We start from the raw sequence: 26,203 nt of genomic DNA, 5'->3' as shown, positions 1-26,203 counted from the left end.
TCGGGCCGCCCGTAGCGTTGCCGCCACCACTGGCCGACAGCGAAACGAGGAACGACATGCACGCCATCCGCCAATACGAGTTCGGCGGCCCCGAGGTGCTCCGCTACGAACAGGCCCCCGACCCCGAACCGGGCCCAGGCCAAGTCCGCATCGACGCCCGGGCCGTCGGCGTCCACCTGCTCGACACCGTCTTCCGCTCCGGCGACCGGGGCAAGATGCCCTACGACCCGCCCGAACTGCCGACCACGCCCGGCCGCGAGAGCGCCGGAGTCGTCGACGCCGTCGGCGAGGGCGTCGACGAGTCGTGGATCGGCAGGCGCGTGGTGGCCCACCTCGGCTTCGCGGCCGGAGGCTACGCCGAAAAGGCCGTCCGCGACGTCGACGCCGTACACGAACTCCCCGACGAGATCGACTTCGAAGCCGCCGTCGCCATGATCGGCACCGGCCGCACCGCACTCATGATCCTCGAAGTCGGACCGCCGACCGCAGACGACGTCGTCATCATCCCCGCCGCCGCCGGCGGCCTCGGCACACTGCTGGTACAGGCCGCCAAGCGAGCGGGCGCGCATGTCATCGGCCTCGCAGGCGGCCCCGACAAGACCGCGCAGGTCACCGCCAACGGCGCCGACGCGGCCGTCGACTACCGCGCCGAAGACTGGACGAAAGCCCTTGACAGCGCGCTCAACACCACTGCACTCAACACCACTGCACTCGGCGGCCGCAAGGCCACGCTCCTGTACGACTCGGTCGGCGGCGACGCCGGGCGCGCCGCGCTCGAACGCCTCGGCACCGGCGGACGCGTGATCGTGTTCGGATGGTCCTCCGGCAGACCCATCAGGGCCTCCGACGAGGACTTCACCGCACGGGGCCTGACCGTCACCTCAGCGCTCGGCCCGGAACTGATCGCGAAGCTCGGCGGTCTGCGCCGCCTCGAAGAACGGGCGCTCGCCGAACTGGCCGCCGGGCACCTCGCGCCCGCCGTGCACACGTTCAAGCTGGCGGACGCGGGCGACGCCCACCGCGCCCTGGAGGACCGGGGCACGACCGGCAAAGTGGTGCTGGTGCCCTAGCGGCGGGGCCGGTGCGGGCCGCCGATCCGCCGCCCGCACCGCACCCGCCAGCGCGAACGACAGCACGAGCCCGGCCAGCGACAGCCCCACACCCACCAGCAGCGGCGAAGTCAGGCCGAAACCGGCGCCCAGGACCAGCCCACCGAGCCAGGCACCGTTGGCGTTGGCCACGTTGAACGCCGAATGGTGCAGCGAGGACGCCAGCGACGGCGCCTCCTGCGCGCCGTCGAGCAGCATCCGCGCCAGAATGGGACTGACGTTCGAGGAGGCGAACGCCATGGCGAACACGCACACCACGGCCATGACCGGCGAGGCGACGGTGAAGGCCATGACCGCCAGGACCGCCGCGATCGCGAAGAACGCGGCGAACAGGCCGCGCAGCGGGAACCGGTCGGCCGCGTGGCCGCCCGCGATGTTGCCGAGCGTCATCCCCAGGCCGAACACCACAAGCGTGCACGCGACCGCGAACGAACCGAAGCCGGTCACCTCCGACAACAGCGGCGTCAGATACGTGTAGCAGGCGAACATGCCGCCGAAACCGATCATCCCGGTCAGCAGCGTCAAAACGACGCGGGAGCTGCGCAGGGCGCGGACCTCCGCGCCCGGACGCGTCGGGCGGACCATCCCGCCGGTGTCAGGAACCGTGAGCTCCACCGCGATCATCGCGGCGACGGCGATCAAGGCGATCACCACGAACACGAGCCGCCACGTGATGAGATCCACCGCCAAGGCGCTGAGCGGGACACCGACGACGGTGGCGATCGTCAGACCCGCCATGACCGCCGAAACGGCACGGGCGCGCCGCTCGAACGGCACCAGACTCGCCCCGACCACCGCGGCGACCCCGAAATAGGCGCCGTGCGGCAGCCCCGCGACGAACCGGGAGGCGACGAGCACCTCGAAGGTCGGCGCGAACGCCGTCAGCAGGTTCGCGGCCGCGAAGAACGCCATGAACGCGATGAGCAGACGCTTGCGGGAGAACCGCGTCGTCGCCACGGTCAGCAGCGGCGCGCCGACGACGACGCCGACGGCATAGGCGGTCACCAGCGTCCCGGCGTCGGCCAGGGAGACATGCTCGGAGTCGGCGATGGCGGGCAGGATGCCCATGACGACGAATTCCGCGGTACCGATGCCGAACGACCCCACGGCCATGGCGAACAGCGGCAAACGCATGGAGCGGCTCCGGTCGAGAGTGAAGGGAAAGACGAGGAGCACCCGACGCCTTCGGCACCTGACCGGTCACAACAGACGCAGTGCGGGACTCCTGTGATCCAAGGGTAAGCGGCGCCCTGGCGTGGCGGGAGACCGGGAGATGAATTCCCGACGTGATGTCTGTCGCGCGCTAGTCAGGGACGCAGGACACCGGTCTCCGTCTCCTCCGCGACCTGCTCGGCGAGCGCGGCGAACGCCTCGGCCGACGGCGAACCGGGCTCGGGCACGTAGACGATGAGCCGCAACTCGCACCCGGGAACCATGAGCACCTGGCAGTCGAACTCGACCGGCCCCAGCCGCGGATGATCGACCCGCTTGGTGCGCGCACGCCGCACCGCCACCTCGTGATCGGCCCACATCGCCCCGAACTCGGGACTGGCACGCAACAGCTCCTCCACGAGCGAACGCAGCTCCCCGTCGCCGGGATTCCTGGCGAGACTCGCGCGCACGTCCGCCACGCACTCGCGCACGAACGCCCGCTGCTCCGCGTCGGCCAGGCGCGCGGCGGCGCCCGGACCGGTGAACGAGGACCGCAGGATGTTCCGCTCCTCGGGACGCAGCCGCGACAGGTACCCCATGAACACGTCCGCCGTCCGGTTCCACGCGAGCATGTCGTAGCCGGCATTGACCGCATACGCCGGGAAATCGTCCAGACCGGCGAGCAGATCGAGCACGGTGCGCGGCACCTCGCGGCCCGGCGCGACCGCCTCCGGCGGCTCGTCGACCAGATGGAACAGATGGGCCCGCTGGTCGCGATTGAGCACCAGCGCGCGGGACAACGCGTTGAGCACCTGCCGCGACGGCTTCGGGCCCCTGGCCTGCTCCAGGCGGATGTAGTACTCCACCGAGATCCCCGCCAACTGCGCCACCTCCTGACGCCGCAGACCGGGCGTGCGGCGCCGGGACCCCTCCGGCAGGCCCACGTCGCCGGGGCGGATGGCCGCGCGACGCACGCGCAGGAAGTCGGCGAGCTGCTGTCGGTCCATGCCCCCAAGCCTGCCGCATGCCGCGCCGCTGAACCAGGTACCACCGGTACCACCACAAGCGGTGCTCTTTGCGGCGGCGCGAAACCGCCGGAGGATCGCGGTATGACCGAAAAGATCGCACTCATCACCGGCGCCAACAAGGGCATCGGATACGCCACCGCACAGGGCCTCGGAAAGGCGGGCGTCACCGTCCTGGTCGGCGCCCGCTCCCCCGAACGCGGCGAGCAGGCCGCTGCGAAGCTCCGCGCCGAAGGCCACGACGCCGCCTTCGTCCGCCTCGACGTCACCGACCGGCAGACCATCACCGCCGCTGCCGAACACGTCGAAGCGACCTACGGCAAGCTCGACATCCTCGTGAACAACGCCGGAATCGCCTTGGCCGACGGCGGCTGGAACACCAGCGAGCTGACCGTCGCCACGACGCGGAAGATCTTCGAGACCAACGTGTTCGGCGTCATCGCGGTGACCAACGCGTTCCTGCCGCTGGTCCGCAGATCCGAGGCGGGCCGGATCGTCAACGTCTCCAGCGAGGTCGGCTCGCTCGCCACGATGACCCGCGACGACCTCCCGAGCTGGCTGCAACCCGGCGCCTACGGAGCCTCGAAGTCGGCGCTGAACATGCTCACCGTCTCCTACAGCATCGAACTGAGGGAGACTCCGATCAAGATCAACGCGGTGACGCCGGGCTTCACGAAGACGGACTTCAACGACAACCGAGGCGACCGCAATGTCCAGGAGGCCGCGCAGATCGCGATCGACATGGCCCTGATCGGCGACGACGGCCCGAGCGGGACCTTCGTGTGCGACGGCCACGTCGACTACGTGGACGGCGAGACCGTCCCCTGGTAGGGCGATGTCAGAGCTCGGAACTCTTGGCTTTCCCGCAGAGAGTCAAAGAGGCCCGCTCTTGGCATTCTCACTGAGAGTCAGAGCAGGTCACTCTTGGCTTTCCCACTCTCAGAGCGGATTCACCTCATCACTGAGGATGGTTTCCTGCTTCGCAGCCCGTTGCCTCGGAGGTGAGAGCCCCCGAGGTCTTACATAAGCTCCACAGGCTTTGTCGACCGCAGAGTTCGGCAGCGCTCCAGGCGCTGCCGAACCCCGTTTCCCGGCCAACACCGCCAGCCCGGCGGCAAGAATGTTCTTCGCGGCGTTGACATCCCGGTCATGCCGGGCACCACAGCCCGGACAGGTCCACTTGCGGACCTCCAGGCGAAGTTCATCGAGCACGAATCCGCAACCCGGATTCGAGCAACGCTTACTGGTCGGCTCCCAGCGGTCGACCACCGCGAGCCGCTTCCCGGCCCGCTCGCACTTGATCTCGAGCAGCCTTCGGAAGCGGCTCCATCCCATACGCGCGATGTGGCGCGCGATCCTGCGGTTCTTCATCAGACCCGCGATATGAAGGTCCTCGACGCAGATCGTGTCGTACTCCTCGACCAACCGCGTGGTGGCCTTCTGGAGCATGTCCTCGCGAGCCTGACGCTCCTTCCGGTAGGCCCGGGCCACCTTCTTGCGTTCCTTGTCGCGGTTGGCCGAGCCCTTCCGCTTCCGGGCCATCCGCCGCTGATAGCGCTGGCGATTGGCCTCCTTGCGACGGAGATCGGGCGCCTCCAGCGGCTCGGCCTCCTCGTCCGAGAGGGTTCCGAAGGTGTGGATCCCCAAGTCGATCCCGACCGCTTTCCCGGTCGGTTCGGGCGGCTCCGGAGTCTGCTCCTCACTGAGCTCCACGCACAGCGCGGCCCACCACGACCCGTCAGGCTCGCGCGTGACAGTGACGCTCGAAACCGCCAGCTCATCGACCGGGATGTCGAACGACCACACCCACCGGACCGGCTGTTCCATCTTCGCCAAGTGCAGCTGACCGTCTCTGATCTTGAAGGCGGTCTTGGCGAATGTGGCGCTGCCGCGGTGCGTGCGCGACTTGAAGCGCGGGAAGTTGGAGCGCTTGGCGTAGAACGACTCGAATGCGCGGTGCTGATGCCGCAGCGCCTGCTGGAGCGGAACGGCGGAGACTTCGCGAAGGAACTCGAAGTCCGGATGGCGTTTGAGCTTGGTCAGGTAGCCCGAGGTATCGCGGTAGGAACCGAACGTGCCTTCCTTGGCCCAGCGCTCCTTGCGCCAGTTGAGCACCTGGTTCCAGACCACCCGGACGCACCCCAACGTGCGGCTCAAGAACTGCTCCTGAGCCGTCTCGGGATACAACCGGACACGGAACCTCGCAACACGTGAACAAGTTATCGAGCAGGACACACGATTCAATCGAGCGACACGCGGCAACAGGTGTCCGAAAGGCGACAGAACAGATCGATGGCAATAAAAGAGGCCCTGCAAAAACAGGGCCTTTAACGTGGGGCAGGCAGGACTTGAACCCGCGACCTGACCATTATGAGTGGTTCGCTCTAACCAGCTGAGCTACTGCCCCAAGCGGCAAATATCTTCTCACACCTCCGGCTCGGGCGGTGTCCGGAGGGGCTCGGCGCCGCCGAGCGTTGCGACCGGTGTGCCGGATGGTGTCCACTGGTGCTCAACGATTGAAGAGTATAGATATGCCGTGGCAGTGCCGTTTTCTGCCGGTCGCTCGATAACATCTGCGCCACTTTGGCAACGGTTTCATAACGACAGGTGTAGTTGTGGCACACATCTCCCCTAAGATTCGGCTCACTCGCACCGTTGGGCGCCTCTCGAACCCTGCACGACGCCCCGCGGTGCCCGAACCTCCGAGGGGGCCCCTTGAGACGAGCGGTATTGATGCTGTCGGCTGCGCTGGCCGGCCTGTTGCTGGGTTTGGGGGTGAGCGGCACCGCCCAGGCGCAAGAGGACGTCGGCGTCAAGGGCACCTTGAAGGACCAGGACGACAATCTGATCGCCGGCGTGGAGATCACCGTGGCCGATGCCGAGGGCGTCGAGATCGCCACGGTCGCCAGCGGCGAGGACGGCACTTGGCTGGTTCCGCTGGACGCGCCCGGCACGTACATCGTCACGTTGGACGAGTCGACGCTGCCGGGCGGTCTGCTGGTGCGCAATGCCCGCCCGCAGTTGGAGGTTGAGGTGAGTTCGGCGGTTCGGACGGTGCTGTTCCCGCTGGACACGCAGCTCGATCCGGATGCTGAGCCGTTGGAGAGCGAGTCGCCGAGTGATTCGGAGGGCGGCGAGGAGAGCGAGGAGCCTGTCGCCGGGGCCGAGGCCGAGGAGGAGGTCGATCCGGATCTGGAGGGCACCGGCGGCGCGAAGCGCGCGGTGAGTCTCCTGTTCAGTGGCGTCCATTTCGGGTTGATGATCGCTTTGGCGGCGGTGGGGCTGTCGATGGTCTTCGGTACGACGGGGTTGACGAACTTCTCGCACGGCGACCTGGTCACGTTCGGCGGTGTCGTGGCGCTGCTGGTGAATGTCACGTTCGGGCTTCCGGTGTGGATCGCGGTCATCGGGGCGGTCGCGGCGGGGGCGTTGTTCGGTTGGCTGCAGGACTGGGGTTTGTGGAGTCCTTTGCGCAGGCGCGGTACGGGTTTGATCTCGATGATGATCATCTCGATCGGTGTGGCGATGCTCATCCGTTTTGCGACGTTGTTCTTCTTCGGCGGTGAGCGGGAGCGCTACACGCAGTATGTCGGGCAGGAGCCGTGGGATCTGGGGTGGCTGGTGATCACTCCGAAGGAGGTCTACACGGGCTTGATCGCGGCGTTGGTGTGTTCGGCGGTGGGGGCCGCTCTGGTGTTCACGCGGTTGGGCAAGGCGACTCGGGCGGTGGCGGACAATCCGTCGTTGGCGGCGTCGACCGGCATCGACGTCAACCGGGTGGTTCGTCTGGTGTGGACGATCGGTGGGGCTCTGGCGGCGATGTCCGGGGTGTTCCTGTCGATCAATGACGGCGTCAAGTTCGACATGGGGCAGCATCTGCTGCTGCTGGTGTTCTCGGCGGTGGTGCTCGGTGGGCTCGGGACGGCGTTCGGGGCGTTCATCGGCGCCATGCTCATCGGTGTCTTCGTGCAGATGTCCACGTTGGTGGTCTCGCCCGAGTTGAAGTATGTCGGGGCGTTGGCCGTGCTCATCGTCGTCATGCTGACGCGGCCGCAGGGCATCCTGGGCCGCCGTGAGCGGATCGGCTGAGGTTAGGAGACCGCAATGGATTGGCACTTCGTCTTCAGTCAGGCGCTCACGCAGGCCATCGGCCCGACCATGCTCATCTACGCGTTGGCGGCGATCGGGCTCAATGTCCAGTTCGGCTATACGGGGCTGCTCAATTTCGGGCAGGCGGCGTTCGCGGCGATGGGGGCCTACGGGCTCGCGCTCACGGTGGTGGCCGCGGGGCTGCCGTTCGGGTGGGGGGTCCTCGTCGGGTTCCTCGCGGCGGTGGTCATGGCGCTGCTGCTGGGTATTCCGACGCTGCGGTTGCGGGCCGATTATCTGGCTATTGTGACCATCGCCGCCGCGGAGATCGTGCGGCGGTTGGCGCGTTCGACGGTCTGGGCCGAGTACACGGGCGGTTCGGACGGGATGCGCGGCTTCAGTGAGCCGTTCTTCGCGATGAGTCCGTACAGCAAGGACGCGACGTGGTCGTTCGGGTTCGTCTCGATGGACCACGGGCGGCTCATCGTCGATCTGTGGCTGTTCGACTTCCAGTATTCCGACCGGGATCTGTGGGTGATGACGGTCGGGTGGGCGCTGGTGGCGGTGTTCCTGCTCGTGATCGGTCTGCTCGTGCACAGCCCGTGGGGGCGGGTCCTCAAGGGCATCAGGGAGGACGAGGAGGCTGTGCGCAGTCTCGGCAAGAACGTCTTCGCTTACAAGATGCAGGCGTTGGTGATCGGTGGGATCATCGGTGCGGCGGCGGGGTTCGTCTTCGCGTTGAGTCGCGCGAATGTGCAGCCGGACACGTTCAGTACCGATTTCACGTTCTACTTCTATGTGGTGCTGATTCTGGGTGGGGCGGCGCGGCTGTTCGGTCCGGTGTTGGGGGCGGCGCTGTTCTGGTTCCTCTACAACTTGTTCTCGCAGTCGCTGAACCAGGCGATCCGGGCCGAGTTGATCCCGTCGAGCGTCTTGTCGGGGACGCAGGTGGGTCCGCTGGTGTTCTTCCTGTTGGGTCTGGGGATGGTGCTGCTGTTGATCTTCCGGCCGCAGGGCATTCTCGGCAATCGAAGGGAGCTGATGCTCGATGTCAGGTAGCGAGGTCGAGCGCCGGGAGGCGCATCAGGCGGCTGTGGACGCGCTCGCCGATGTGGCGCCGGAGCCGGGTGTGGCCAAGCCGGATCCGATCCTGTCGGCTTCGGGTGTCAGGCGGGCCTTCGGTGGTCTGGTGGCCGTCGATGTGGAGCGCTTGGAGATCGAGCGCGGCACGATCACGGCGCTGATCGGGCCGAACGGCGCGGGGAAGACGACGCTGTTCAATCTGCTGACCGGGTTCGACCGGCCGAGCCGGGGCACGTGGGAGTTCGATGGGCGCTCGGCCAAGCGGCTGCGTTCGTACCAGGTGGCGCAGGCGGGGATGGTGCGGACGTTCCAGTTGACGAAGGCGTTGACGCGGATGACCGTGCTGGACAATATGCTCATCGGCGCCACCGGGCAGCTGGGTGAGCGGATGTGGGCGGGGTTGTTGCCGTGGCTGTGGCGCGGCCAGGAGGCGGCGAACCGGGCTCGGGCGTTGGGGCTGCTGGAGCGGTTCCAGTTGGCGGACAAGCGCGACGACTACGCCGGGGAGCTCTCGGGCGGTCAGCGGAAGCTTTTGGAGATGGCGCGGGCGCTCATGTTGGAGCCGAGGATGGTCATGCTCGACGAGCCGATGGCGGGGGTGAACCCGGCGCTGAAGGAGTCGCTGCTGGACCACATCAAGGAGTTGCGGGAGGAGGGGATGACGGTGCTGTTCGTGGAGCACGACATGGACATGGTCCATGAGATCGCCGACTGGGCGGTGGTCATGGCCGCGGGCCGGGTCATCACCGAGGGCACTCCGGAGCAGATCTCGTCCGATTCGCGCGTGATCGACGCCTATCTCGGGGCGCATCATGACGGCGCGGCGCGTTAGGAGGCGTGGCATGTCCGATGAGGAGATGAATGAGGTCGGCGCGGAGGCGCCGTCCGAGGACGCGGCCGCCGTCGCGCCGGAGGCGGACTCGTCCGATCCGGAGGCGAGGCCGCCGGTGTTCGTGACCGAGCCTGACGCGCCGGTGGAGGACGAGTCGGCGATGGAGGTGTGCAGCCGTGAGGGGCATCTCGTGGCGGCCGGGGGGGCGCTGCTGCGCGCCGATGAGGTCGTCGCGGGGTACATCCCGGGCGTGTCGATTCTGAACGGGACGGATCTGTACGCCGATGAGGGCGAGCTGGTGGGGATCATCGGCCCGAACGGGGCGGGGAAGTCCACGCTGCTGAAGGCGATCTTCGGGTTGGTGGGGATCCGTTCGGGGACGGTGACGTTGCGGGGGGAGGTGATCACGAACCATCAGGCGCACCAGTTGGTGCCGCGCGGGGTGGGCTTCGTGCCGCAGACGAACAACGTGTTTCCCTCGCTGACCGTCCAGGAGAATCTGGAGATGGGGGTGTTCTTGCGTCCGAAGCGGTTCAGGGAGCGGTTCGACTTCGTCTCGGGTCTGTTCCCGGTGCTCGCCGAGCGGCGGGCGCAGCGGGCGGGGTCGCTGTCGGGCGGTGAGCGGCAGATGGTGGCGATGGGCAGGGCGCTCATGATGGAGCCGTCGGTGCTGCTGCTGGACGAGCCGTCGGCGGGTCTGTCTCCGGCGATGCAGGACGAGGTCTTCTACAACACGAAGCAGATCAACGGGACGGGGGTCACGGTGGTCATGGTGGAGCAGAACGCCCGGCGGTGTCTGCAGATCTGCGACCGCGGTTACGTTCTGGACCAGGGGCGCAGTGCCTATACGGGGCCGGGTGAGGGTCTGATCGACGATCCGAAGGTCGTCGAGCTCTATCTCGGGACGCTGGGGCGGGCCCGCTGAACGAATAGGCCGCCCCGGTCCGGTTCGGACCGGGGCGGCCTGCCGTCGGGTCTGGCTATTCGAGGCTTTGGAAGCGGTAGTCGATGTTGACGTAGGTGTTGTCGGCCTCGTATTCGTAGATGCCGATGGTGGCGGCGGTGACGTCGCCTTCGGGGGAGAACTCGATGGGGCCGGATTGGCCGTCGAAGTCGATGTCCTCGCCGTTGTCGAGCAGTTCGAGGCAGTCGGCGTAGGTCTCGCACTTGGTGCCCTCGCGGCTGACGTCGACGAGGTTGTCCTTGATGGTCTCGGAGTCGTAGGAGCCGCCGGCCTGCGCGGCGAGCGCGAGCAGCAGGGTGGCGTCGTAGGACTCGGGGCCGTAGGTGAAGTCGGTCAGGTCGGGGTTGATCTCCAGGAGGCGGTCGCGGATGCCGGCCGGGTCGGCGCCGGGGAAGGTGCCTCTGGTGCCTTCGAGCATGCCTTCGGGGAACTGGTCGCCGTAGTTGGAGAGGTTGCCGTCGACCATGTACCAGCCGAGGTCTTGGGGGCTGAGGTTGTTCTCGACGAGTTCGGGGGCGAGGTTGGTGAACTCGTTGAAGGTGATGAGGACGACCGCGTCGGCGTCGGCGGCGGCCAGTTCGGAGACTTCGGCGGAGAACTCGGAGGCGTTGGGGTCGTAGATGGTCTTCATGACCACTTCGCCGCCGAACTCGACGATGTTCTCCTCGACTGAGGCGGCCAGGCCGGTGCCGTAGGCGTCTTGGAGGGCGAGGATCGCGACCTGCTCGTGGCCGTCGGCGATGATCTGGTCGGCGAGGACGCGGCCTTGGAGGACGTCGGAGGGGGCGGTGCGGAAGTAGTAGTCGCCTCTTTCGTAGGTGGTGAAGTCCGGTGAGGTGTTGGCCGGGGATATCTGGACGATGCCCTCGCCGTAGAGCTTGTCGATGAACTGGAACGACACACCGGAGGAGGCCGCGCCGACGACGGCGCTGACGCCTTGGGCGATCAGGGAGTCGGCGGACTGGCTGGCGATGTCGGTGGTGGTGTCGCCGGAGTCCTCGTGGAAGACTTCGACGCATTCGCCGATGACGCCGCCGCCTTCGTTGATCTCTTCGATGGCGAGGTCGACGCCGGCGAATTCCGGGGGGCCGAGGAATGCGAGTGAGCCGGTCTGCGGCAGGATCGTGCCGACTTTCATGCCGGTGCCGTCGCAGGCGCCGCCGGAGCTTCCGGATTCGTCGTCATCGGCGCCGCCGCACGCTGCGAAGGCGAATGCTGTGGCACCCGCGGTCGCTACAGCCAGCAATGCCCGGGGAAAGCGAGACATGGCTTCTCCTAGGTTGTGTTCGAGATGTGCATCCGCCATGTAGGTGGAGGTTGACGTGATGTGAGTTACACACTATTGCAGCAGGGGTAGGCGCGCCAGCCACCGTGACCACACGCGGCCCGATATGTGATGGCTCCGTGACCTTTTCGGTACACGCCTTTCGGATTCATTGTGTTCGATGGGAATCGGCATTCCGGCGGCATTGCGGCAATGGCGGGCGCGTGTGTATTCATGTCATTTCCGTGACTGATGAGGACAGTGTTGTCGGAGTGGACTCATGGGTTTCCCCCGGGCGGGGGAGCGCGTCCGCTCCGCAGAGGGAGGGCGCGCGGCGGCGTTTCGCCGAGGCTTGCCCCATGACACACGACACCGTTCAATCGACGAGGCGACCGGCCGCCCTCGCGGCCTTCCTCTGGTCGCTCACCGCCGTCCCGCTCGGACTGTGGCAGCTCGCCGCATCCGGCGGCGGCCCGTTCACGCACCCGAACGAGCGCGCCGGGATCGTCTTCCCCGACGCGTTCCCCGGCGCCCTGGCGCCGTCGCTGCTCATCGCCGCGGGCCTCGGCGGCCTCCTCCTGGCCCGCGCCAGGCCGCGGCTGTGGCCGGCGACCGCCGCGTACGCGGCGGTGTTCGCGCTCCTGGTGCCGACGATGATGCTGCTGGCCATGGCCGGGTACCTCGCGGCGTTCTTCATGCCCGCGGTGCTCGCCGTCGGCTCGGTCCTGGTGGCGCGCGGCGCCGCCATGAAGCTGGTGGCGGCGGCGCTCGTGGCCGCGGTGGTCGCCGCGCTCGTCGTCCAGGGCACGCTGGCGCCTTCCACGCTCGCCGATCTGCTCGGCGATCTGAGCGGCGGCCTGCTGGACATGGGGGTCTACCCGCTGGCCGAGGTGTGGTCGGCCGCCGGTGGCCTCGCCTGGGCGGGCGTGACCGCCGATCTGCTGCGCCGCCGCCGGGCCGAGCGCCCGGCCCCGGGGTGGCTGGCCCCGGAGCGGGCCGAGCGGTGGGGCAAGGCGGCGGCGTACCTCGCGTTCGCCTGCTCGCTGCCGTACGGGCTGTCGCGGATGTCGTGGCTGACGCCGTGGCCGTACCTGGTGAGCGCCGACGAGCTCGCGGCCAACCCGGGGCTGCGGCTGTGGGGCCTGCTGCTCGGCTTCTCCTGCCTCGCGGGCGGCGTGCTGTGCCTCGGGCTGGCCCAGCGGTGGGGCGAGCGGTGGCCGTACTGGGTGCCGCGGCTGCGGGGCCGAGCGGTGCCGCCGAAGGTGGCGATCGTCCCGGCCGTGATCGTGGCCTACCTGTTCACGCTCGCCGGGATCTCCATCCCGTCCACGGGGCTGTGGGGCGCTCACCCCGAGCTCATCGCGGTGTTCCCGTTCCTGATCTGGGGGCCCGCGCTGGGCGCGGCGGCGCTGGCCTACGCGATCCGCCGCAGGGCGACCGCTTAAGCCGCACACTGGGAAACAGGAAGGGGCCGGGCCCGGCGGACGCCGTCGGGCCCGGCCTTCGCTCATTCGCCGGTGAGCTTCGCGGCGATGTCGAGGACCCGGCCGACCTGGATCGACAGCGCGAGCCGCTGGTGCTCCCCCACCGCCCCGGCGTTGCCGATGTGGCTGGCGCCGTAAGGGTTGCCCAGTTCGAGGTTGAACACCGCCGGGTCGGTGTAGCCGATGCCGACGATGATCGCGCCCCAGTGGTAGAAGGTGTTGTTCATCGCCAGGATCGTCGACTCCTGGCCGCCGTGGCTGGTCTGGGTGGACACGAACGTCGACATGACCTTGTTCGCGAGCTTGCCCTGCTGCCACAGCGGGCCGGTCTGGTCGACGAACTGCCTGAGCTGGGCGCACGGGACGCCGAAGCGGGTCGGCGTGCCCCACATGACCGCGTCGGCCCATTCGAGGTCGTCGAGCGAGGCCTCGGGAACGTCGGCGACGGCCTCGACGTGCGCGGCCCAGTCGGGGTTCGACGCGATGGCCTCCGCGGGGGCGAGCTCGGCGACCTTCCTGAGCCTGACCTCGGCTCCGGCCTCGGCGGCCTCGTCGGCGGCGGTCTTCGCCATTTCGTATACATTGCCGGTCTGCGAGTAGTGGATGACGGCGAGGTTGACCATGGTGGTGCTCCTTGCTGTTGACTGGGCCTTGATTTTCTGCCATGCCGGCCTTAGGGTTACCCAGCGCAAAAGATTCCAATAAATTGGAAGGCATAGACAAGATGAGCAAGAACGTACTCGACATTCTGGTGGTCGGCGGCGTCGGCGTGGACACGATCGTCCGCGTTCCCGAGATCGCGATCGGCGAGGGCGACAACCTCGGCGTGGAGCCGATCCGGGACTACGTGGCCCATACCGGCAACGGCGTGGCCCTGGGGAGTCTCCATCTGGGACTGGCCACCCGCTTCATCGACTACATCGGCGAGGACCAGCAGGGCGAGCTGATCCTGCGCCGCTATGCCGAGGAGGGGCTGGACTTCAGGCACCTGGTCTCACCGCGCGGCACGCCGCGGTCGGTGAACCTGGTCGACGACGCCGGGCGGCGTTACTCGTTCTACGACGGGCGCCACTCCCCCGACCTGCGGATCCCGCGGGACTTCTATCTGCCGCACCTCGCTCAGGCCGACCACGTGCACATGTCGATCACGAACATCAACCGCGACATGCACGACGATCTGGAGCGCCTGGGACTGCCGGTCTCGACCGACCTCCACGCCTGGGACGGCGAGTCCGAGCACCACAAGGAGTACGCGCTGCGGGCCGACACGGTGTTCCTGTCGGCCGCGAAGCTCGGCGGCTCCCCGGAGAAGGCGATGCGCTGGATCCTCGACAACGGCCGGGCCTCGCTGGTGATCGCCACCGACGGCGAGCGGGGCGGGTACGTCCTCGAACGCGGCGGCGAACTCGCCGCCTACGACGCGATCGACCCCGTAGCCGAGCTGAGCGCGGCCGTCCCGGAGTGGGCGACGTGGCGGCCGGTCGACTCCAACGGCGCCGGGGACGCCTTCGTCTCCGGCTTCCTGTGGGCCAGGCGCCGCGGCGACGGCCTCGCGGCGGCGATCGACGCGGGCCGCGTCGCGGGCGCCTTCGCCTGCCGCAAGGAGGGCACCCACTCGGAGTTCATCTCCGAGGCGCTCCTGGCCGAGAGCCTGGCGGCGCTGCGCCGTTGAAGGCCGGCGGGCTAGACCTGGTCGCCGCGGTGGGCCGTCATCGCCTTCGCGCGGGCGATGACCTCGTCGAACGGTGACGGCTCAGCCGGGCGCGGCGGCGCGGCCTCGCGGTGGTCGGGCTGGATCACCAGCATGAACGCCGCGCCGATCAAGGCCGCCGCTATCGGTGCGCCCGTGGTGATCTCGACCGCGGGCCACACGTCTTCGGCCGCCAGCACGATGATCATGTACGCCAGCCACGTCAGGAGCGACCAGATCACCGCGAAGGTGATCAGGTCCTTGCGGCGGCGCAGGTCCGGGCGCACCAGCCACGTCAGCAGGTCCGCCAGGGCCCCCGAGACGAGGAACAGCACCGCGAAGGCGCCGTTCTCGAAGCCCGCGTTCGCACCGGCCATCAAGGCCGGGAAGACGAACGCCACGGTGAAGAAGCCGACCGGCAGGACGAACCTGCCCGAGGCGACCACCACGAGGGCGAGCACGGCGAGCGTGGTGAACATGACGCTCGCGGCCACCGCCCACCCGGCCGCCCCGTCGGCCTCGCCGAGGCCCGAGGCCACCTCGCGGGGGCTCCAGGCGAACGCGATCCCGTAGGACACCAGCAGCACCACCGCCGAGAACACGTACCCGAGCGACAGCGCCGGGGCGGCGAAGCGCAGGTGGGCGCCGACCGCCTCCGGTTCGGCGCCGAGCGCGTCGCGGCGCCACGCCGAGAGCCACGGCGAGGCGACGATGAGCACGCCGCTGACGGCCAGGCCGAGGTGCGGGGGGCTGAACAGGAGGTCGAGCGAGCCGGGCGCGCCGAAGACGCCGTGCCAGATCAGGTCCGCCAGGGCCGAGACGAGGAACAGCGGGACGCCGACCACGGCGGGGCCGTAGCCGTGCGGGACGGCCGCCAGCCCGGTGCGCCCGTCCGCGCGGTGCGAGCGCACCGCCAGGTAGGCGATCCATGCGGCGGTGGCGAGGTACCCGGTGTAGAAGACCAGGTGCCACCAGGTGAAGGACGCGTCCGACGTGCCGCTCTCACCGGCCTGCACGGCGGCGACGAGCCCGCCGAAGAACCAGGCCGAGGCCGCGGCGGTGATGAGGTCGTGCCACCAGGCCGCGAAGAGACGGGGGTGCCCGGAGTCCTTCAAGAGGTGCATGTTGTATTCCAGCAATCGGTCTAGGGGTGTGATGGCCATGACGTCATCATGGCGCATCCGGTTTTCGGGCGCAATACGGCGTAACGGCCGGACTTTCGGCCCGTAACCGATCCCCCTATGCGAATCGCACGAGGAACAGGCGCGGCCAGAGCTTTCCGGTGATGTAGAACGTGCCCTCCTCCTCGGCGGCGGCGATGCCGTTGAGCACGTCGGCCGACGACGACTCCTCCTCGGTGAGCAGGCCGGAGGCGTCGACGACGGCACCGACCTCGCCGGTGCCCGGGTCGATGCGGACGATCTGGTCGGTCTGCCAGACATTGGCCCACACCTGGCCGCCGACGCATTCGAGCTCGTTGATCTCTTCGAGCGGCTCGCCGTCGAGCGTGACCTCGACGGCGCCCTCCTCTTCGAAGGTCACCGGGTCGCGGAAAGTGAGTGTGGACGAACCGTCGCTCATGACGAGGCGGTCGCCGTCATAGCAGATGCCCCAGCCCTCGCCGTCGTAGGCGACGGTGTCGACGACCGCCAAGGTGTCGAGGTCCCGCTGGTAGGCCACGCCCTCCTGCCAGGTGATCTGCCAGACCGCGTCCTCGGTGAGGGTGAGGCCCTCGCCGAACTCGTCGTCGGGGAGCGCCTCGGCATCGAGGACCTCGCCGGTGCCGGGGTCGACGAGTCGGATGTCCGAGGAGCCGTAGAGGCCGGTGCTCTCGTAGAAGACGCCGTCGCGCAGTTCGAGCCCCTGCGTGAAGGCGGCCGCGTCGTGGTCGAAGGAGTCGATGACCTCGACGCCGAGCTGCCGCGTGCCGGGGTCTTCGGGGAGCGGCTCGGCGCCGGCGTCGCCGGTGCCGCATGCGGCGAGAACGGGGAGGGCGGCCAGGGCCGCGGCGCTGAAGAACGCGGCGGCCCTTCTCTGATCAAACACTGAACTCATCTCCAGGTGCTTCGAGGTGATGCTCCGTACCGTACTGGTTGTGACAAAAGAGGACAAGGCCAACCATCCGGGGGAATGACCGCCGTTCGGCGGCGCGGCGATGGGTCGGCGGGACACCAGGGGCTTCGTGTTCTGCTGTGCCGCGTCGCCGGGCGACGGTCGCTTTCATGTGCGCCTGCGCCAGCGGGTGACCGTCGCCGAGACGGTGGCCTCGACCGGCTCGGGCAGCCGGTCCACCGCCGCGGCCAGGGCCGCCGCGTCCTGGTGCCGGGCGCTGGGCCCCATGGCGACCAGGCGCAGCGCGTCCTCGCGTCCCAATCGAATCGAATATCGAAGCTCGTCGGTCCGCTCGGCGCTGAACGCCGCGCCGAGCTGATCGGCGGTCCGCTGCGGTTTCGCAGGGTCGACGCTCAGCAACGCCAGAGCGTCGACGAGTTCGCGGAGGTGGTCCTGCCGGGGGGTCAGCACCACCAGCACTCCCGTCGGGTGGAGGATCCGCGCGATCTCGTCGGCGTTCCGGGGAGCGAAGACGTTGAGGACCGCGGCGGCGGCGCCGCCCTGGACCGGCAGTCGGGTCCACGCGTCGGCGAGCACTGCGGCGAGCCGCCCTTGAGTTCCGGCGGCTCGCCGCAGCACCCTGCGCGCGGTGCGCCGCAGCGCGTACTTCGAGGTGTCCAGGCCGATCCCCTCGCGGGACTCGTCGGCGTCGAGCGCGGCCGCCAGGTAGTGGCCGGTGCCGCAGCCGGGCTCGACGACGACACCGGGCGCGTCGGTCAGACTCGCGCGGGCGGCGGCCTCCATCAGCGGGTCGTACGCCCCCGACGACAGGAACGCCTCGCGGGCGGCCACCTGGTCGGCCGTGTCGCCGGTGGTGGTGTTGGCACCCGGGGCGAGCAGCGGCGCGTAGCCCTGCTTCGCGAGGTCGAACGAGTGCCCCTGCGGGCAGTGGAGCCGCCGGTCGGTCTGCGCGAGCGGTCCGGCGCAGTTGGGGCAGGCGAGCGCGTCCAGCGCGGGCAGGCTCATTCGGCGGCCCGCACGCCGAGCAGGCTGACGAAGGCCCGGAACGACGCGGCCAGGTCGACCGCCTCGGGCTCGTGGAGCCACTGGAACTGGAGGCCGTCCATGACGGCGACGAGCAGCGGCGCGGCCTCGGCCGCGGTGAGCCCCGACGGGAGGCGCTCGCCCCATTCGCGGCGGACGATCGCCTCCATGTCCTCCCTGGTGCCCCGGTAGCGGTCGTGGAAGTACGCGCTCGCCGGGTGGTCCTCGGTCACCGACTCCCCCAGCAGCGCCGAGAACGTGCGGATGAGCTCGGGGCGGGCGGCGTTGGCCTCCATGAGCGTCTCGAGGTTGGCCATGGCCCAGTCGCGCCCCACCGACTCAGGCTCGTCCCCGGTGTCCCACTCGTCCCGCTGGCGCAGCACCGCGATGAGCAGCTCATCCTTCGTCGGGAAGTAGTGGAGCAGGCCCTGCTGCGTCAGGCCCACCTTCTCGGCGACGGCGGCGATGCTGGAGCCGCGGAAGCCGCGCTCGGCGATCACCTCGATCGCGGCACGGAGGATCTCCTCGCGGCGGGCCCGGCCTCGGGCGCCGTGCCGTACGCCGTTGGACGATATGGGTGCTGACGACATCGGCATCTCACAGACGGGTAGGCGGGATCGTTGCCCTACAGACTAGTTAAGAACAAGTCGGTAACATCACCTACCGACGACTCTGTAGCGACGTCGCCCGCACCCGACTCAGGAAAGGCCATGCCATGCGTGACCCCGAATGGACGATCCCCCCTGACCGCCCCGACTACGACGGCGCCGTCGACGCCGCGCTCGCCGAGCTCGACCTCGACACCAAGGCCGCCCTCCTCTCCGGCCTCGACATGTGGCGGCTGATCGCCGTCCCCGAGATCGGCCTGCGCTCGATGACCCTCTCCGACGGGCCCATCGGCGTGCGCGGCCGGTTCTGGACCGTCGCCGACCCGTCGCTGGCACTGCCCAGCCCCACCGCCCAGGCCGCCTCCTGGGACCCGGCATTCGTGCGCGAGATCGGGCACCTCCTCGCCGCCGAGGCCCGCCGCAAGGGCGTCCACGTGCTCCTCGCCCCCACCATCAACCTCCACCGCTCCCCCATGGGCGGCAGGCACTTCGAGGCGTTCTCCGAAGACCCCTACCTGACCGGGCGCATCGCCGAGGCCTATGTGGCGGGCGTCCAGGAGGGCGGCGTCGGCACCACCATGAAGCACTACGTCGCCAACGACGCCGAGACCGACCGGTTCACCGTCGACAACATCATCGACGAGCGGACTCTCCGCGAGCTCTACCTCAGGCCCTTCGAGATGGTCGCCGCCTCCGTCCGGCCGTGGGGCGTCATGACCGCCTACAACTCCGTGGGCGGCACCACCATGACCGCCCACAAGGCGCTCATGGACGTCCTGCGCGACGAGTTCGGCTTCGACGGCTTCAACGTCTCCGACTGGAGCGCCGCCCGCCACACCGCCGAGGACATCGAAGCCGGACTCGACGTGGCGATGCCGGGCCCCGACACCGTCTACGGGCCGCCGCTGGCCGAAGCGGTGCGCGAGGGCCGCGCCGGCGAGGCCGACGTCGACGCCGCCGTCAGGCGCGTGCTCATGCTCGCCGCGCGCGTCGGCGCACTCGACGGCGTCGAGGCCGCCGTCACCGAACCGGCCGCGGGGCCGGGCGACGCCCGCGACTTCCTCCGGGAAATCGCCCGCCGCTCCTTCGTCCTGGCCAAGAACGACGTCCCCGACGGCGAGGAGGCCCCGCAGCTGCCGCTCGCCGCCGACGTCGTGCACCGCCTGGCACTCATCGGCCCGGCCGCGGCCGAGGCGCGCGTCCTCGGCGGCGGCTCGGCCACGGTCTTCCCCGAACAGGTCGCCTCCCCGCTCGACGGGCTGCGCGAACGCCTCGGCGACCGCGTCGACTACCGGCGCGGCGTCGACCTGTTCGAGCAGATCCTGCACGCCAAGAACGGCTTCGACCTGCGCGTGCGGCCCGTCGCCGCCGACGGCACCGAGCCGGCGGCCGAGCCGCTGGCCAGCGGCGAGGTCAAATGGATGGGCTACGTCCCCGGCGGCATGACCTACGACGAGTTCGACCACGCCGTCCTCGAAGGGACCTACACCGCCACCGCCACCGGCGAGCACACCTTCGGCACCCGCGGCTCGGGCCGTCTCAAGCTCGTCGTCGACGGGCGGACCGTGTTCGAGGACGACTACGCGGTCAACCCCGACGACCCGTTCGAGTCGTTCTTCGGTCCCGGCGTCGCGCGCGGCACCGTGCACCTCGAAGCGGGCCAGACCATCGACGTGAGCCTGGAGTACCAGCCGCTCCCGTCCCCGCCCGGCTTCCCGCCCTCGGTGATGTTCGGCCTCATGCACGCCGAGCCCCGACCCGACGAGGACCGGCTCCTCGCCGAGGCCGTCGAGGCCGCCCGCGACGCCGAGGTGGCCGTGGTCGTCGTCTCCACCACCGCGCTCACCGAATCCGAAGGCTGGGACCGGCCCGACCTGCGACTGCCCGGGCGCCAGGACGAACTGGTCGCCGCCGTCGCCGCGGCCAACCCGAACACGATCGTCGTCGTCAACTCCGGCTCCCCGGTCGAGATGCCCTGGAGGGACGACGTCGCCGCGATCCTCCTGACCTGGTTCCCCGGGCAGGAAGGCGGCCACGCGCTGGCGGACGTGCTGCTCGGCGCCGAACCTGGCGGGCGGCTGCCGACGACCTGGCCGAAGACCCTCGCCGACGCTCCCGTCACGCAGGTCAAGCCGAACGAGGACGGCGAACTGCACTACGACGAAGGGGTCTTCATCGGCTACCGCGCCTGGGAGCGGCGCGGCGGCGCCGAACCGGCGTACTGGTTCGGGCACGGCCTGTCCTACACCGAATGGGTCTACGAGGACCTGCGCGTCGAGGGCGAGGAGGTGCGGGTGCGGGTCCGCAACGGCGGCACCCGGGCCGGACGCGAGGTCGTCCAGGTCTACCTGGCGCCCGACTCGGGCGCCGAGGTGCCCGGCGGCATCGAGGCCCACCGGCTCGCCGGTTTCGCGGCCGTCGCGCTCGACGCCGGGGAGTCCGCCGAGGTGGCCGTGGCGCTCGAGGAGCGCTCGTTCCAGGTGTGGGACGAGGCGCAGGGTGGTTGGCGGACCGTCCCGGGGACGTGGACGGTCGAGGCGGGCCGCTCAGTGGGCGACCTGCGGCTCAGCGCGCCGGTGAAGAAGGACGCATGAAAAAGAGCGGCGGGCGGGGGCCGCGGCCCCCGCCCGCCGCTCGATGCGTGCGCGTCAGAATCCCGGCGCGTCCTCGCGGATCTCGCGGTCGCTGCGCGTCGGCGTGGTGACGCCGGCCGAGTCCCACGGCTCCGCCCTGGGGTGCTCGGGACCGTTCGAGGAGAACCCCTCGACGATGTCCCCGAACTTGGTGCCCTTGATCTTGTCCTGGGCGGCGTCCTTCGCCCGGCCAGCCTGGTCGCGGACGGTGCTCGCCACGTGCTGGACCTTGTCGTTGCCGGTGACCTCTCTGGTCCAGTTCATGATCTGCTCGTAGCGTTCCCTCCCCGCCTTGGCCCCCAGGATGTAGCCGATCCCCAGTCCGGCCACGAAATACCATTTGCGCATGTGGTTGCCTCCCTGTCGGTGAGCTCGAGGACCGTGCATGCACTCGGTCTCGGCGAGTCCACGAGCCGTCACTTGGCGCTGTCGCGTATAGCGGTCATTCTGCCTCATGGTGGGATGCCCCGGCGGTTCATGACGGAAACGCGACCGGGTAAATGAGCACGTCACGGAGGATATGAGTGCCTTTCGCGGAACTTGGGCGACAAGGTGACGGCATTCGAACGGGTGACGGCGTCCCGGATTGGACCCAGACCACACCGCCCCCCGTGGCACAGAGACGCGCCGATCCTGTACGCTCGTATCCGGTTCGCACGGCGTTCAACCGAGCGGATTCCTTCCCCGATAGCTCAATTGGCAGAGCCACCGACTGTTAATCGGTAGGTTGTTGGTTCGAGTCCAACTCGGGGAGCAGACACAGAAAGGCCGGTCTCCTGACCGGCCTTTCGTCGTCTTGTCGTACGGCGTTGCTAATTTCCGAGCGGTACATACCTCCGACCGTTGGATTCTCGATGCCCTTCACCACGCCTGACCGCCCCTGCGATCTCGCCGCCATGCGGCCCGAGCTCGGCAAGCCGGCCCGCACCGCTGTATGGATTCGCCGACGTCGACCCGGATGCCTTTGGAGGAGCGCGACGGCGCGGCGGATGTCAAGAACCGATACGGCTCCGTCGACGTCTACCTCGGTCGCGGCTACGACCTCCAGATCTTCCACTGCGGCCTCGACCCGGAGCACCCACCGGTCACGGTGATGGTCTGACCCGATCCGAGCCGCGAACTTCGGCTATCGCGGAGTCGGGTTTGGTGGCTGTTAGGGCCGGTAGGCGGGTTCTCAGGGCCGTTACCTGCGGGGATAGGTCCGCATAGGTCCGAAGGAGGGGAGCCGCCTTGAGACAGCGGCGAGCACAGCCCGGACGGCGCAGGCCGGTCCGGGCTTTTTCGTTTCTCTACTCGCGTCACGCCCACGCGGCCAAGATGTTCTCCGGCCCCCACACCAGATCAGCGGATACACCTTCAGCCACACCGGATCGACTGGCCACCACCAACCCGCTCCCGTCTTCCGGGGCCCCGGGAACCGCCCCAGCGGATTTCCTCAGGCTGCTCAGATCGTGGCGGTCGAAGGGCGTGCCGAGCCATTTGATCGAGCCCGTATAGAAGACGTTCCTCGCGACGGGCGCTCGGTCCGCACCGACGAGGTCCACTTCGGGATCGAAGCTTCGCGGCCACCAGCCGCCGACCTCGACCGACTCAGGCCACGGGAACCCCTCCGAAGACGACGCGCGAGCGAGCGCCTCGCGGACTACCGGTTCGATCGCCCGTCCGCGCCAGCTTTCCCACCGCCGCTTGATCATCTGCAGCGCCTGCTCATGACGATCGCGCTTCACTTCCTCATGGGCCGCGGCGAGCATCCCCAAGTACAACCGCAGGTACGAATCGGCGACTCGGTACAGCTTGCCGCCGTTGCCGGGCCGCGTGGCGAGAGGCTGGTCGAACGCGATCGCGTGCTTGTCATGGAGCCGGTTGAGGATCGGGCCGAGCGAGCCCGACTTGATCGGTTCATCCGGACCCCTTCCCGCATGGGCGGCGATGTTGCCGAAGGTTCGCTCCCCGCTCCCGATCGCCGAGAACACCCTGCGGGTCTGATCCGGTTGCGGGAATTCGGAGTCCAGCATCTGCTCACCGATCGTGAACAGCGGACTCGCCACTCTGCGGCATTGCGCGGCGAAGTACTCCAAGGCGTTCGAACCCGCGTCCCAAGTTCTGCACAGCCCCGGGAAGCCGCCCGTGATCAGGTAGGCGTCAAGCGCGTCCGCCCCCTCCAAGCCGGTCAGCTCCGCGGTGTCCGCGGGGTTCAGCGGCTTGACCACCATGGGGTCGGCTCGCCCGTAGAAGGGACGGTCGTAGCCGATGAACGCCTCCATCATGTGGATGTCACTGCCGACCAGCAACAGCAGCACAGGCTTGCTCCTGAGCAGCCGGTCCCATGCGGTCTGCAGATAGCCTTCCAGGCGCGAATCCTGCTGGAACAGCCAGGGGATCTCGTCGATGACCACGATCGAAATGCGGTCCTCGGGCAGGGCGAGCGCGAGCAGCTCGAACGCCTCCAGCCACGTTCGCGGCACCGCGTTCGGGAGTGTGGAGGCACCGGGCAGGTCGGATGCACGAAGCGCCGCCATGAACAGTTCAAGCGATTCGGCGGTGCCCACCCCCCTGCTCGCTTGGAAGTAGAGCCTCGGCAGTGCCGCTTCGACGCAGTACTGCTCGACGAGTCTCGACTTGCCCGCCTGCCTACGGCCACGAATGGCGACGGCTACGCCTTCCCCACTGCGTTCGACCAGGTCCTGCCGCCATTTCAGGTCTGCCATCTCCCGTTTGCGCCCTACAAATGGTGCCTTGCGCATGTCACCTCACCCCTTGCATCTGACTTAGAAGTTCTCTAAGTTAGCACAGCTCTAAGCTAGAAAACTCCCGCAAGGACCGCGAGGCGGTTGCTCAGGGCCGTTACCTGCGGGGATAGTTCCGCATAGGCCCGAAGGAGGGGAGCCACACGACGAAAGCCGTCGTCTCACTTGCAGACAACGGCTTTCGTGTTGCTCGGCCAGATTCGAAACCCCGCTGACGCGAGGAACACAGTGCATTCGACTGGTAATCGAAGGGCTGACGCGGGGAACATGCCGAGCGTTCGTGACGTTACGGCACGTCCCTGTTTCCCCTCGGATTTCGGCGGCGAGTCGCCCTCCTATTCGGCGCGGATGTCGTCGAAGTAGACGACTCCGGTGGTCGGGGCGTCGGTGCCGTGGCCGAGGTAGAGGTTGAACGCCGTCACCTTGGCCAGGTGCGCGGCGTCGAGCACCGCGTCGGCGTGGGCGGTGTCCCACGGCGCGGGCGCGAAATCGGCGAACGGCGCGGTGATCTCCTGCCCGGCGGTGCCGGACAGCGGCACGTTGTACTCGAAATAGGCCCCGTCGGCGACGACCTGGAACGTCGCGCCGTTCGCGGAGCCGTCGCCCCGCATCCACAGCCGCAGGCTCGTGAAGGCGGTCCAGTCCGGGCCCGCCGACTTGCCGATGCCGGTGTACCCGGCGCTGGTGAAGTCGTAGGCGTACGCCAGGCCGTAGGACCCCGACGCCTTGTGGTCGGCCGAGAGACTCGTCGTGTTCGTGTTGATGTGGCTGTAGGACTCGCTCAGGGTCACGTCGTCGCCGAAGTAGCCCTCGAAGTCGTCGACCCACCCGGCCGGGAGCGGCTCGACCTCGCCGAGGAGCACCAGCGCCGAGTCGGTGTAGGTCTCGCCGCACGCCTTGGCCTTCACGGTGACGGTGACCGAGCTGCCCTCCAGCAGGGCCGGGTCGATCGCCCACACCCCCGAGTGGAAGCCCTCCTCGTCGCGGCGCAGCTCCACGGGCCGCCCCTCCCCCACCGCGTAGGTGACCTTCCGGGAGTGCGCCGAGGTCAGGCGCACCCGGATCGTGGTCTCGTCGGCCGCGATCTGCTGGCGGTCGGTGGGGGTCACCAGGTGCATGAACGGCGCGCTCGCCACGGCCCTGGTGCGCGCGCCGTAGACGCCTTCGAGGTCGGAGACGAAGAGCGAGTAGGGGTCCTCGTAGAAGTCGACGAAGTCCGGCTCCATGACGTGCCCCGGATAGGGGACGTAGGCGCGGCTGTCGCCGCCGAAGTTGGCCCAGGTGAGCATGTGGGACACGCGGCTGGCGACCGGGTCGGCCTTGATGGCGCCGAGGACGTCGGTGAACCACTGGAGGTTGCGGCCCTCCTCGCCGGACTCGCCGAACTCGGTGAAGGCCGGGACCTTGCCGTGCTCGGCGGCGAGGTCGACGACCATCGCCAGGTCGGTGACGAGGCCGCCGAGCCATTCGGCCGATCCGGCGGTGCTGTCGTAGGAGTCGTAGCCGAGGATGTCGACGAACTCGTCGCCGGGGTAGGTCTTGAGGTAGACGGTCGGGTCGCCCGCGAAGCTGCCGTTCGGCGAGTAGGCGTAGAGCAGGTTGCGGACCCGCTTGGTGTCGCGCAGGTACTCGACGGTGTAGCGGTAGATCTCGATGTACTCGGCGGAGGTGGTGTGCCCGGCGCCCCACCAGAACCAGCCGCCGTTGTTCTCGTGGAAGGGCCGGAAGACCACCGGAATCGGGGTGCCGTCGTCTCGCCTGGCGCCCTTGACGGCCGCGGCGATGCGGTCGAGGAAGGCGTTGAAGTCCCCGTGCTTGGCGCCGCCGGGGAGGATCTGGGCGACCACGCCGCCGGTGGTGTCCCAGAAGTTCCCTCCGGTGACGAAGTTGGGCAGGTGGGCGCTGAGGACGTTGATCCCGCCGCGCGCGTCGCCCTGCTCGAACGCCCAGCTCAGGGCCTCGATGTTCTCCTCGTCGGTCCCGCCGTAGACGCCGGGCTTCTCGAAGCCTTGGAGGATGAGGGTGTCCCAGCCGAAGACGGCGGGGTAGTCGCCGACGGTCGCCTCGGTGTCGGAGGCCTCGCCGTCGGGCTCTTCGAAGGTGAAGCCTTCGGACAGGTCGTGCTGGTGGCCGAACATGATGCCCTGGCCCTGCATGTCGAGCAGGTACTGGTAGAGCGCTCGGGTGTCGCGGGTGGCCCGGTCGTCGACGATCCGGACCGGCGTCGGGCGGTGCCCGTGGGCTTCGGCCGCGGACGGGAGGCTCGTCGCCGCGACGGCGGCGGCGCCCATGGCGATGACCGCGCGCCTCGGCGCGCGGAAGGAAGAGAAAGGCACTTGCGTCTCCTTTGACACGCTGGGGCCCTCGTGCGAGGGGTTGCGTTGCGTTGGTGCTGGGGCGAACGGCGCCGGGGTGGGGCCTGCGGCC

The 26,203-nt window shown here is 68.9% G+C and carries 21 protein-coding genes, 2 tRNA genes and 1 pseudogene; 11 read left to right on the top strand and 13 right to left on the bottom strand.

The window, feature by feature from the left end; all coding sequences use genetic code 11:
* Positions 1-56 precede the first annotated feature (56 nt).
* A complete protein-coding gene (locus H613_RS0112655) occupies positions 57-1,070 on the top strand; it encodes a zinc-binding dehydrogenase (protein ID WP_026924080.1) in 1,014 nt (337 codons plus the stop codon).
* A 33-nt stretch (positions 1,071-1,103) separates the two neighbouring features.
* Here H613_RS0112655 and H613_RS32100 read toward each other — a convergent pair.
* Together H613_RS32100 and H613_RS26305 are read right to left on the bottom strand one after the other, a co-directional pair.
* Positions 1,104-2,222, bottom strand: a pseudogene (locus H613_RS32100) (MFS transporter); the annotation flags it as partial.
* Positions 2,223-2,416: 194 nt separating this feature from the next.
* Positions 2,417-3,268 carry a helix-turn-helix transcriptional regulator gene (locus H613_RS26305; RefSeq protein ID WP_035737956.1) on the bottom strand — a complete coding sequence of 284 codons (852 nt, stop codon included), beginning with the start codon at positions 3,266-3,268 and terminating at the stop codon, positions 2,417-2,419.
* Between the two features lie 102 nt (positions 3,269-3,370).
* Here H613_RS26305 and H613_RS0112640 point away from each other — a divergent pair, with 102 nt between their 5' ends.
* Positions 3,371-4,117: an SDR family oxidoreductase gene (locus H613_RS0112640; protein WP_026924078.1), complete on the top strand. Its 747-nt coding sequence runs from the start codon at positions 3,371-3,373 to the stop codon at positions 4,115-4,117.
* Positions 4,118-4,225: 108 nt separating this feature from the next.
* Here the strand turns inward: H613_RS0112640 and H613_RS0112635 are convergent, their stop codons facing one another.
* Positions 4,226-5,521: an RNA-guided endonuclease InsQ/TnpB family protein gene (locus H613_RS0112635; RefSeq protein WP_281171192.1), complete on the bottom strand. Its 1,296-nt coding sequence runs from the start codon at positions 5,519-5,521 to the stop codon at positions 4,226-4,228.
* A gap of 98 nt (positions 5,522-5,619) precedes the next feature.
* A tRNA-Met gene (locus tag H613_RS0112630) sits at positions 5,620-5,693 on the bottom strand.
* Between the two features lie 326 nt (positions 5,694-6,019).
* Here H613_RS0112630 and H613_RS0112625 point away from each other — a divergent pair.
* The 4 genes from H613_RS0112625 to H613_RS0112610 all read left to right on the top strand — a co-directional run bounded on the left by H613_RS0112625 (position 6,020) and on the right by H613_RS0112610 (position 10,215).
* Positions 6,020-7,375: a branched-chain amino acid ABC transporter permease gene (locus tag H613_RS0112625; protein ID WP_026924076.1), complete on the top strand. Its 1,356-nt coding sequence runs from the start codon at positions 6,020-6,022 to the stop codon at positions 7,373-7,375.
* Positions 7,376-7,390: 15 nt separating this feature from the next.
* Positions 7,391-8,434, top strand: coding sequence for a branched-chain amino acid ABC transporter permease (locus tag H613_RS0112620; protein ID WP_026924075.1), 1,044 nt, complete (start codon positions 7,391-7,393; stop codon positions 8,432-8,434).
* Complete coding sequence (locus H613_RS0112615) at positions 8,424-9,290, top strand: ABC transporter ATP-binding protein (RefSeq protein ID WP_051393302.1); 867 nt, start codon at positions 8,424-8,426, stop codon at positions 9,288-9,290. Before H613_RS0112620 ends, H613_RS0112615 begins: the two co-directional genes overlap by 11 nt.
* A 160-nt stretch (positions 9,291-9,450) precedes the next feature.
* On the top strand, positions 9,451-10,215 hold the full coding sequence (locus H613_RS0112610) for an ATP-binding cassette domain-containing protein (RefSeq protein ID WP_035737986.1): 765 nt from the start codon (positions 9,451-9,453) through the stop codon (positions 10,213-10,215).
* A gap of 55 nt (positions 10,216-10,270) precedes the next feature.
* On the opposite strand, the gene H613_RS26300 is transcribed toward H613_RS0112610, so the two are convergent.
* On the bottom strand, positions 10,271-11,521 hold the full coding sequence (locus tag H613_RS26300) for an ABC transporter substrate-binding protein (RefSeq protein WP_035737954.1): 1,251 nt from the start codon (positions 11,519-11,521) through the stop codon (positions 10,271-10,273).
* A gap of 356 nt (positions 11,522-11,877) precedes the next feature.
* On the opposite strand from H613_RS26300, the gene H613_RS29270 reads away from it, so the two are divergent.
* A complete protein-coding gene (locus tag H613_RS29270) occupies positions 11,878-12,963 on the top strand; it encodes a hypothetical protein (protein WP_026924072.1) in 1,086 nt (361 codons plus the stop codon).
* Between the two features lie 62 nt (positions 12,964-13,025).
* Here the strand turns inward: H613_RS29270 and wrbA are convergent, their stop codons facing one another.
* The gene (wrbA, locus tag H613_RS0112595; protein WP_026924071.1) at positions 13,026-13,625 is read right to left on the bottom strand and encodes an NAD(P)H:quinone oxidoreductase; all 600 of its coding nucleotides are present in this window, start codon (positions 13,623-13,625) and stop codon (positions 13,026-13,028) included.
* A 101-nt stretch (positions 13,626-13,726) separates the two neighbouring features.
* On the opposite strand from wrbA, the gene H613_RS0112590 reads away from it, so the two are divergent.
* Positions 13,727-14,674 (top strand): carbohydrate kinase family protein, encoded by a 948-nt coding sequence (locus H613_RS0112590; protein WP_026924070.1) that lies wholly within the window; start codon positions 13,727-13,729, stop codon positions 14,672-14,674.
* A gap of 11 nt (positions 14,675-14,685) precedes the next feature.
* Here H613_RS0112590 and H613_RS0112585 read toward each other — a convergent pair whose 3' ends face one another.
* The 4 genes from H613_RS0112585 to H613_RS0112570 all read right to left on the bottom strand — a co-directional run bounded on the left by H613_RS0112585 (position 14,686) and on the right by H613_RS0112570 (position 18,378).
* The gene (locus H613_RS0112585; protein WP_156925998.1) at positions 14,686-15,855 is read right to left on the bottom strand and encodes a hypothetical protein; all 1,170 of its coding nucleotides are present in this window, start codon (positions 15,853-15,855) and stop codon (positions 14,686-14,688) included.
* 76 nt (positions 15,856-15,931) lie between these two features.
* Positions 15,932-16,738, bottom strand: coding sequence for a glutaminyl-peptide cyclotransferase (locus H613_RS0112580; protein WP_211234804.1), 807 nt, complete (start codon positions 16,736-16,738; stop codon positions 15,932-15,934).
* A 174-nt stretch (positions 16,739-16,912) separates the two neighbouring features.
* Entirely contained in the window at positions 16,913-17,770 is an 858-nt protein-coding gene (locus H613_RS0112575; protein WP_026924067.1) for a putative RNA methyltransferase, read from the bottom strand.
* A complete protein-coding gene (locus H613_RS0112570) occupies positions 17,767-18,378 on the bottom strand; it encodes a TetR/AcrR family transcriptional regulator (protein WP_026924066.1) in 612 nt (203 codons plus the stop codon). Before H613_RS0112570 ends, H613_RS0112575 begins: the two co-directional genes overlap by 4 nt.
* Positions 18,379-18,503: 125 nt before the next feature.
* On the opposite strand from H613_RS0112570, the gene H613_RS0112565 reads away from it, so the two are divergent.
* Positions 18,504-20,990, top strand: coding sequence for a glycoside hydrolase family 3 protein (locus H613_RS0112565; RefSeq protein ID WP_035737951.1), 2,487 nt, complete (start codon positions 18,504-18,506; stop codon positions 20,988-20,990).
* Positions 20,991-21,044: 54 nt separating this feature from the next.
* Here H613_RS0112565 and H613_RS29265 read toward each other — a convergent pair whose 3' ends face one another.
* Positions 21,045-21,377 (bottom strand): YtxH domain-containing protein, encoded by a 333-nt coding sequence (locus tag H613_RS29265; RefSeq protein ID WP_051393301.1) that lies wholly within the window; start codon positions 21,375-21,377, stop codon positions 21,045-21,047.
* 333 nt (positions 21,378-21,710) lie between these two features.
* On the opposite strand from H613_RS29265, the gene H613_RS0112555 reads away from it, so the two are divergent.
* Both H613_RS0112555 and H613_RS30875 read left to right on the top strand, forming a co-directional pair.
* Positions 21,711-21,783 (top strand) — tRNA-Asn (locus H613_RS0112555).
* A gap of 204 nt (positions 21,784-21,987) precedes the next feature.
* Positions 21,988-22,131, top strand: coding sequence for a hypothetical protein (locus H613_RS30875; protein ID WP_156925997.1), 144 nt, complete (start codon positions 21,988-21,990; stop codon positions 22,129-22,131).
* Positions 22,132-22,327: 196 nt separating this feature from the next.
* Here the strand turns inward: H613_RS30875 and H613_RS0112545 are convergent, their stop codons facing one another.
* Both H613_RS0112545 and H613_RS0112540 read right to left on the bottom strand, forming a co-directional pair.
* Positions 22,328-23,737 (bottom strand): AAA family ATPase, encoded by a 1,410-nt coding sequence (locus tag H613_RS0112545; RefSeq protein WP_211234803.1) that lies wholly within the window; start codon positions 23,735-23,737, stop codon positions 22,328-22,330.
* 374 nt (positions 23,738-24,111) lie between these two features.
* On the bottom strand, positions 24,112-26,112 hold the full coding sequence (locus H613_RS0112540) for a glycosyl hydrolase (protein ID WP_026924063.1): 2,001 nt from the start codon (positions 26,110-26,112) through the stop codon (positions 24,112-24,114).
* Positions 26,113-26,203 lie beyond the last annotated feature (91 nt).

Source organism: Glycomyces arizonensis DSM 44726, assembly GCF_000482705.1.
GTDB lineage: Bacteria > Actinomycetota > Actinomycetes > Mycobacteriales > Micromonosporaceae > Glycomyces > Glycomyces arizonensis.
The sequence above is the reverse complement of the archived record's forward strand: the minus strand, read 5'-3'. Positions and strand labels throughout refer to the sequence as shown.

Coding starts and splice junctions, on each gene's coding strand:
- H613_RS0112610 (WP_035737986.1), top strand. CDS start 9,451: ATGGAGGTGTGCAGCCGTGAGGGGCATCTCGTGGCGGCCGGGGGGGCG.
- H613_RS26305 (WP_035737956.1), bottom strand. CDS start 3,268: ATGGACCGACAGCAGCTCGCCGACTTCCTGCGCGTGCGTCGCGCGGCC.
- H613_RS0112590 (WP_026924070.1), top strand. CDS start 13,727: ATGAGCAAGAACGTACTCGACATTCTGGTGGTCGGCGGCGTCGGCGTG.
- H613_RS0112640 (WP_026924078.1), top strand. CDS start 3,371: ATGACCGAAAAGATCGCACTCATCACCGGCGCCAACAAGGGCATCGGA.
- H613_RS0112585 (WP_156925998.1), bottom strand. CDS start 15,855: ATGGCCATCACACCCCTAGACCGATTGCTGGAATACAACATGCACCTC.
- H613_RS0112565 (WP_035737951.1), top strand. CDS start 18,504: ATGCGTGACCCCGAATGGACGATCCCCCCTGACCGCCCCGACTACGAC.
- H613_RS0112655 (WP_026924080.1), top strand. CDS start 57: ATGCACGCCATCCGCCAATACGAGTTCGGCGGCCCCGAGGTGCTCCGC.
- wrbA (WP_026924071.1), bottom strand. CDS start 13,625: ATGGTCAACCTCGCCGTCATCCACTACTCGCAGACCGGCAATGTATAC.
- H613_RS0112545 (WP_211234803.1), bottom strand. CDS start 23,737: ATGGCAGACCTGAAATGGCGGCAGGACCTGGTCGAACGCAGTGGGGAA.
- H613_RS26300 (WP_035737954.1), bottom strand. CDS start 11,521: ATGTCTCGCTTTCCCCGGGCATTGCTGGCTGTAGCGACCGCGGGTGCC.
- H613_RS0112575 (WP_026924067.1), bottom strand. CDS start 17,770: ATGAGCCTGCCCGCGCTGGACGCGCTCGCCTGCCCCAACTGCGCCGGA.
- H613_RS30875 (WP_156925997.1), top strand. CDS start 21,988: ATGCCTTTGGAGGAGCGCGACGGCGCGGCGGATGTCAAGAACCGATAC.
- H613_RS29270 (WP_026924072.1), top strand. CDS start 11,878: ATGACACACGACACCGTTCAATCGACGAGGCGACCGGCCGCCCTCGCG.
- H613_RS29265 (WP_051393301.1), bottom strand. CDS start 21,377: ATGCGCAAATGGTATTTCGTGGCCGGACTGGGGATCGGCTACATCCTG.
- H613_RS0112570 (WP_026924066.1), bottom strand. CDS start 18,378: ATGTCGTCAGCACCCATATCGTCCAACGGCGTACGGCACGGCGCCCGA.
- H613_RS0112620 (WP_026924075.1), top strand. CDS start 7,391: ATGGATTGGCACTTCGTCTTCAGTCAGGCGCTCACGCAGGCCATCGGC.
- H613_RS0112615 (WP_051393302.1), top strand. CDS start 8,424: ATGTCAGGTAGCGAGGTCGAGCGCCGGGAGGCGCATCAGGCGGCTGTG.
- H613_RS0112625 (WP_026924076.1), top strand. CDS start 6,020: ATGCTGTCGGCTGCGCTGGCCGGCCTGTTGCTGGGTTTGGGGGTGAGC.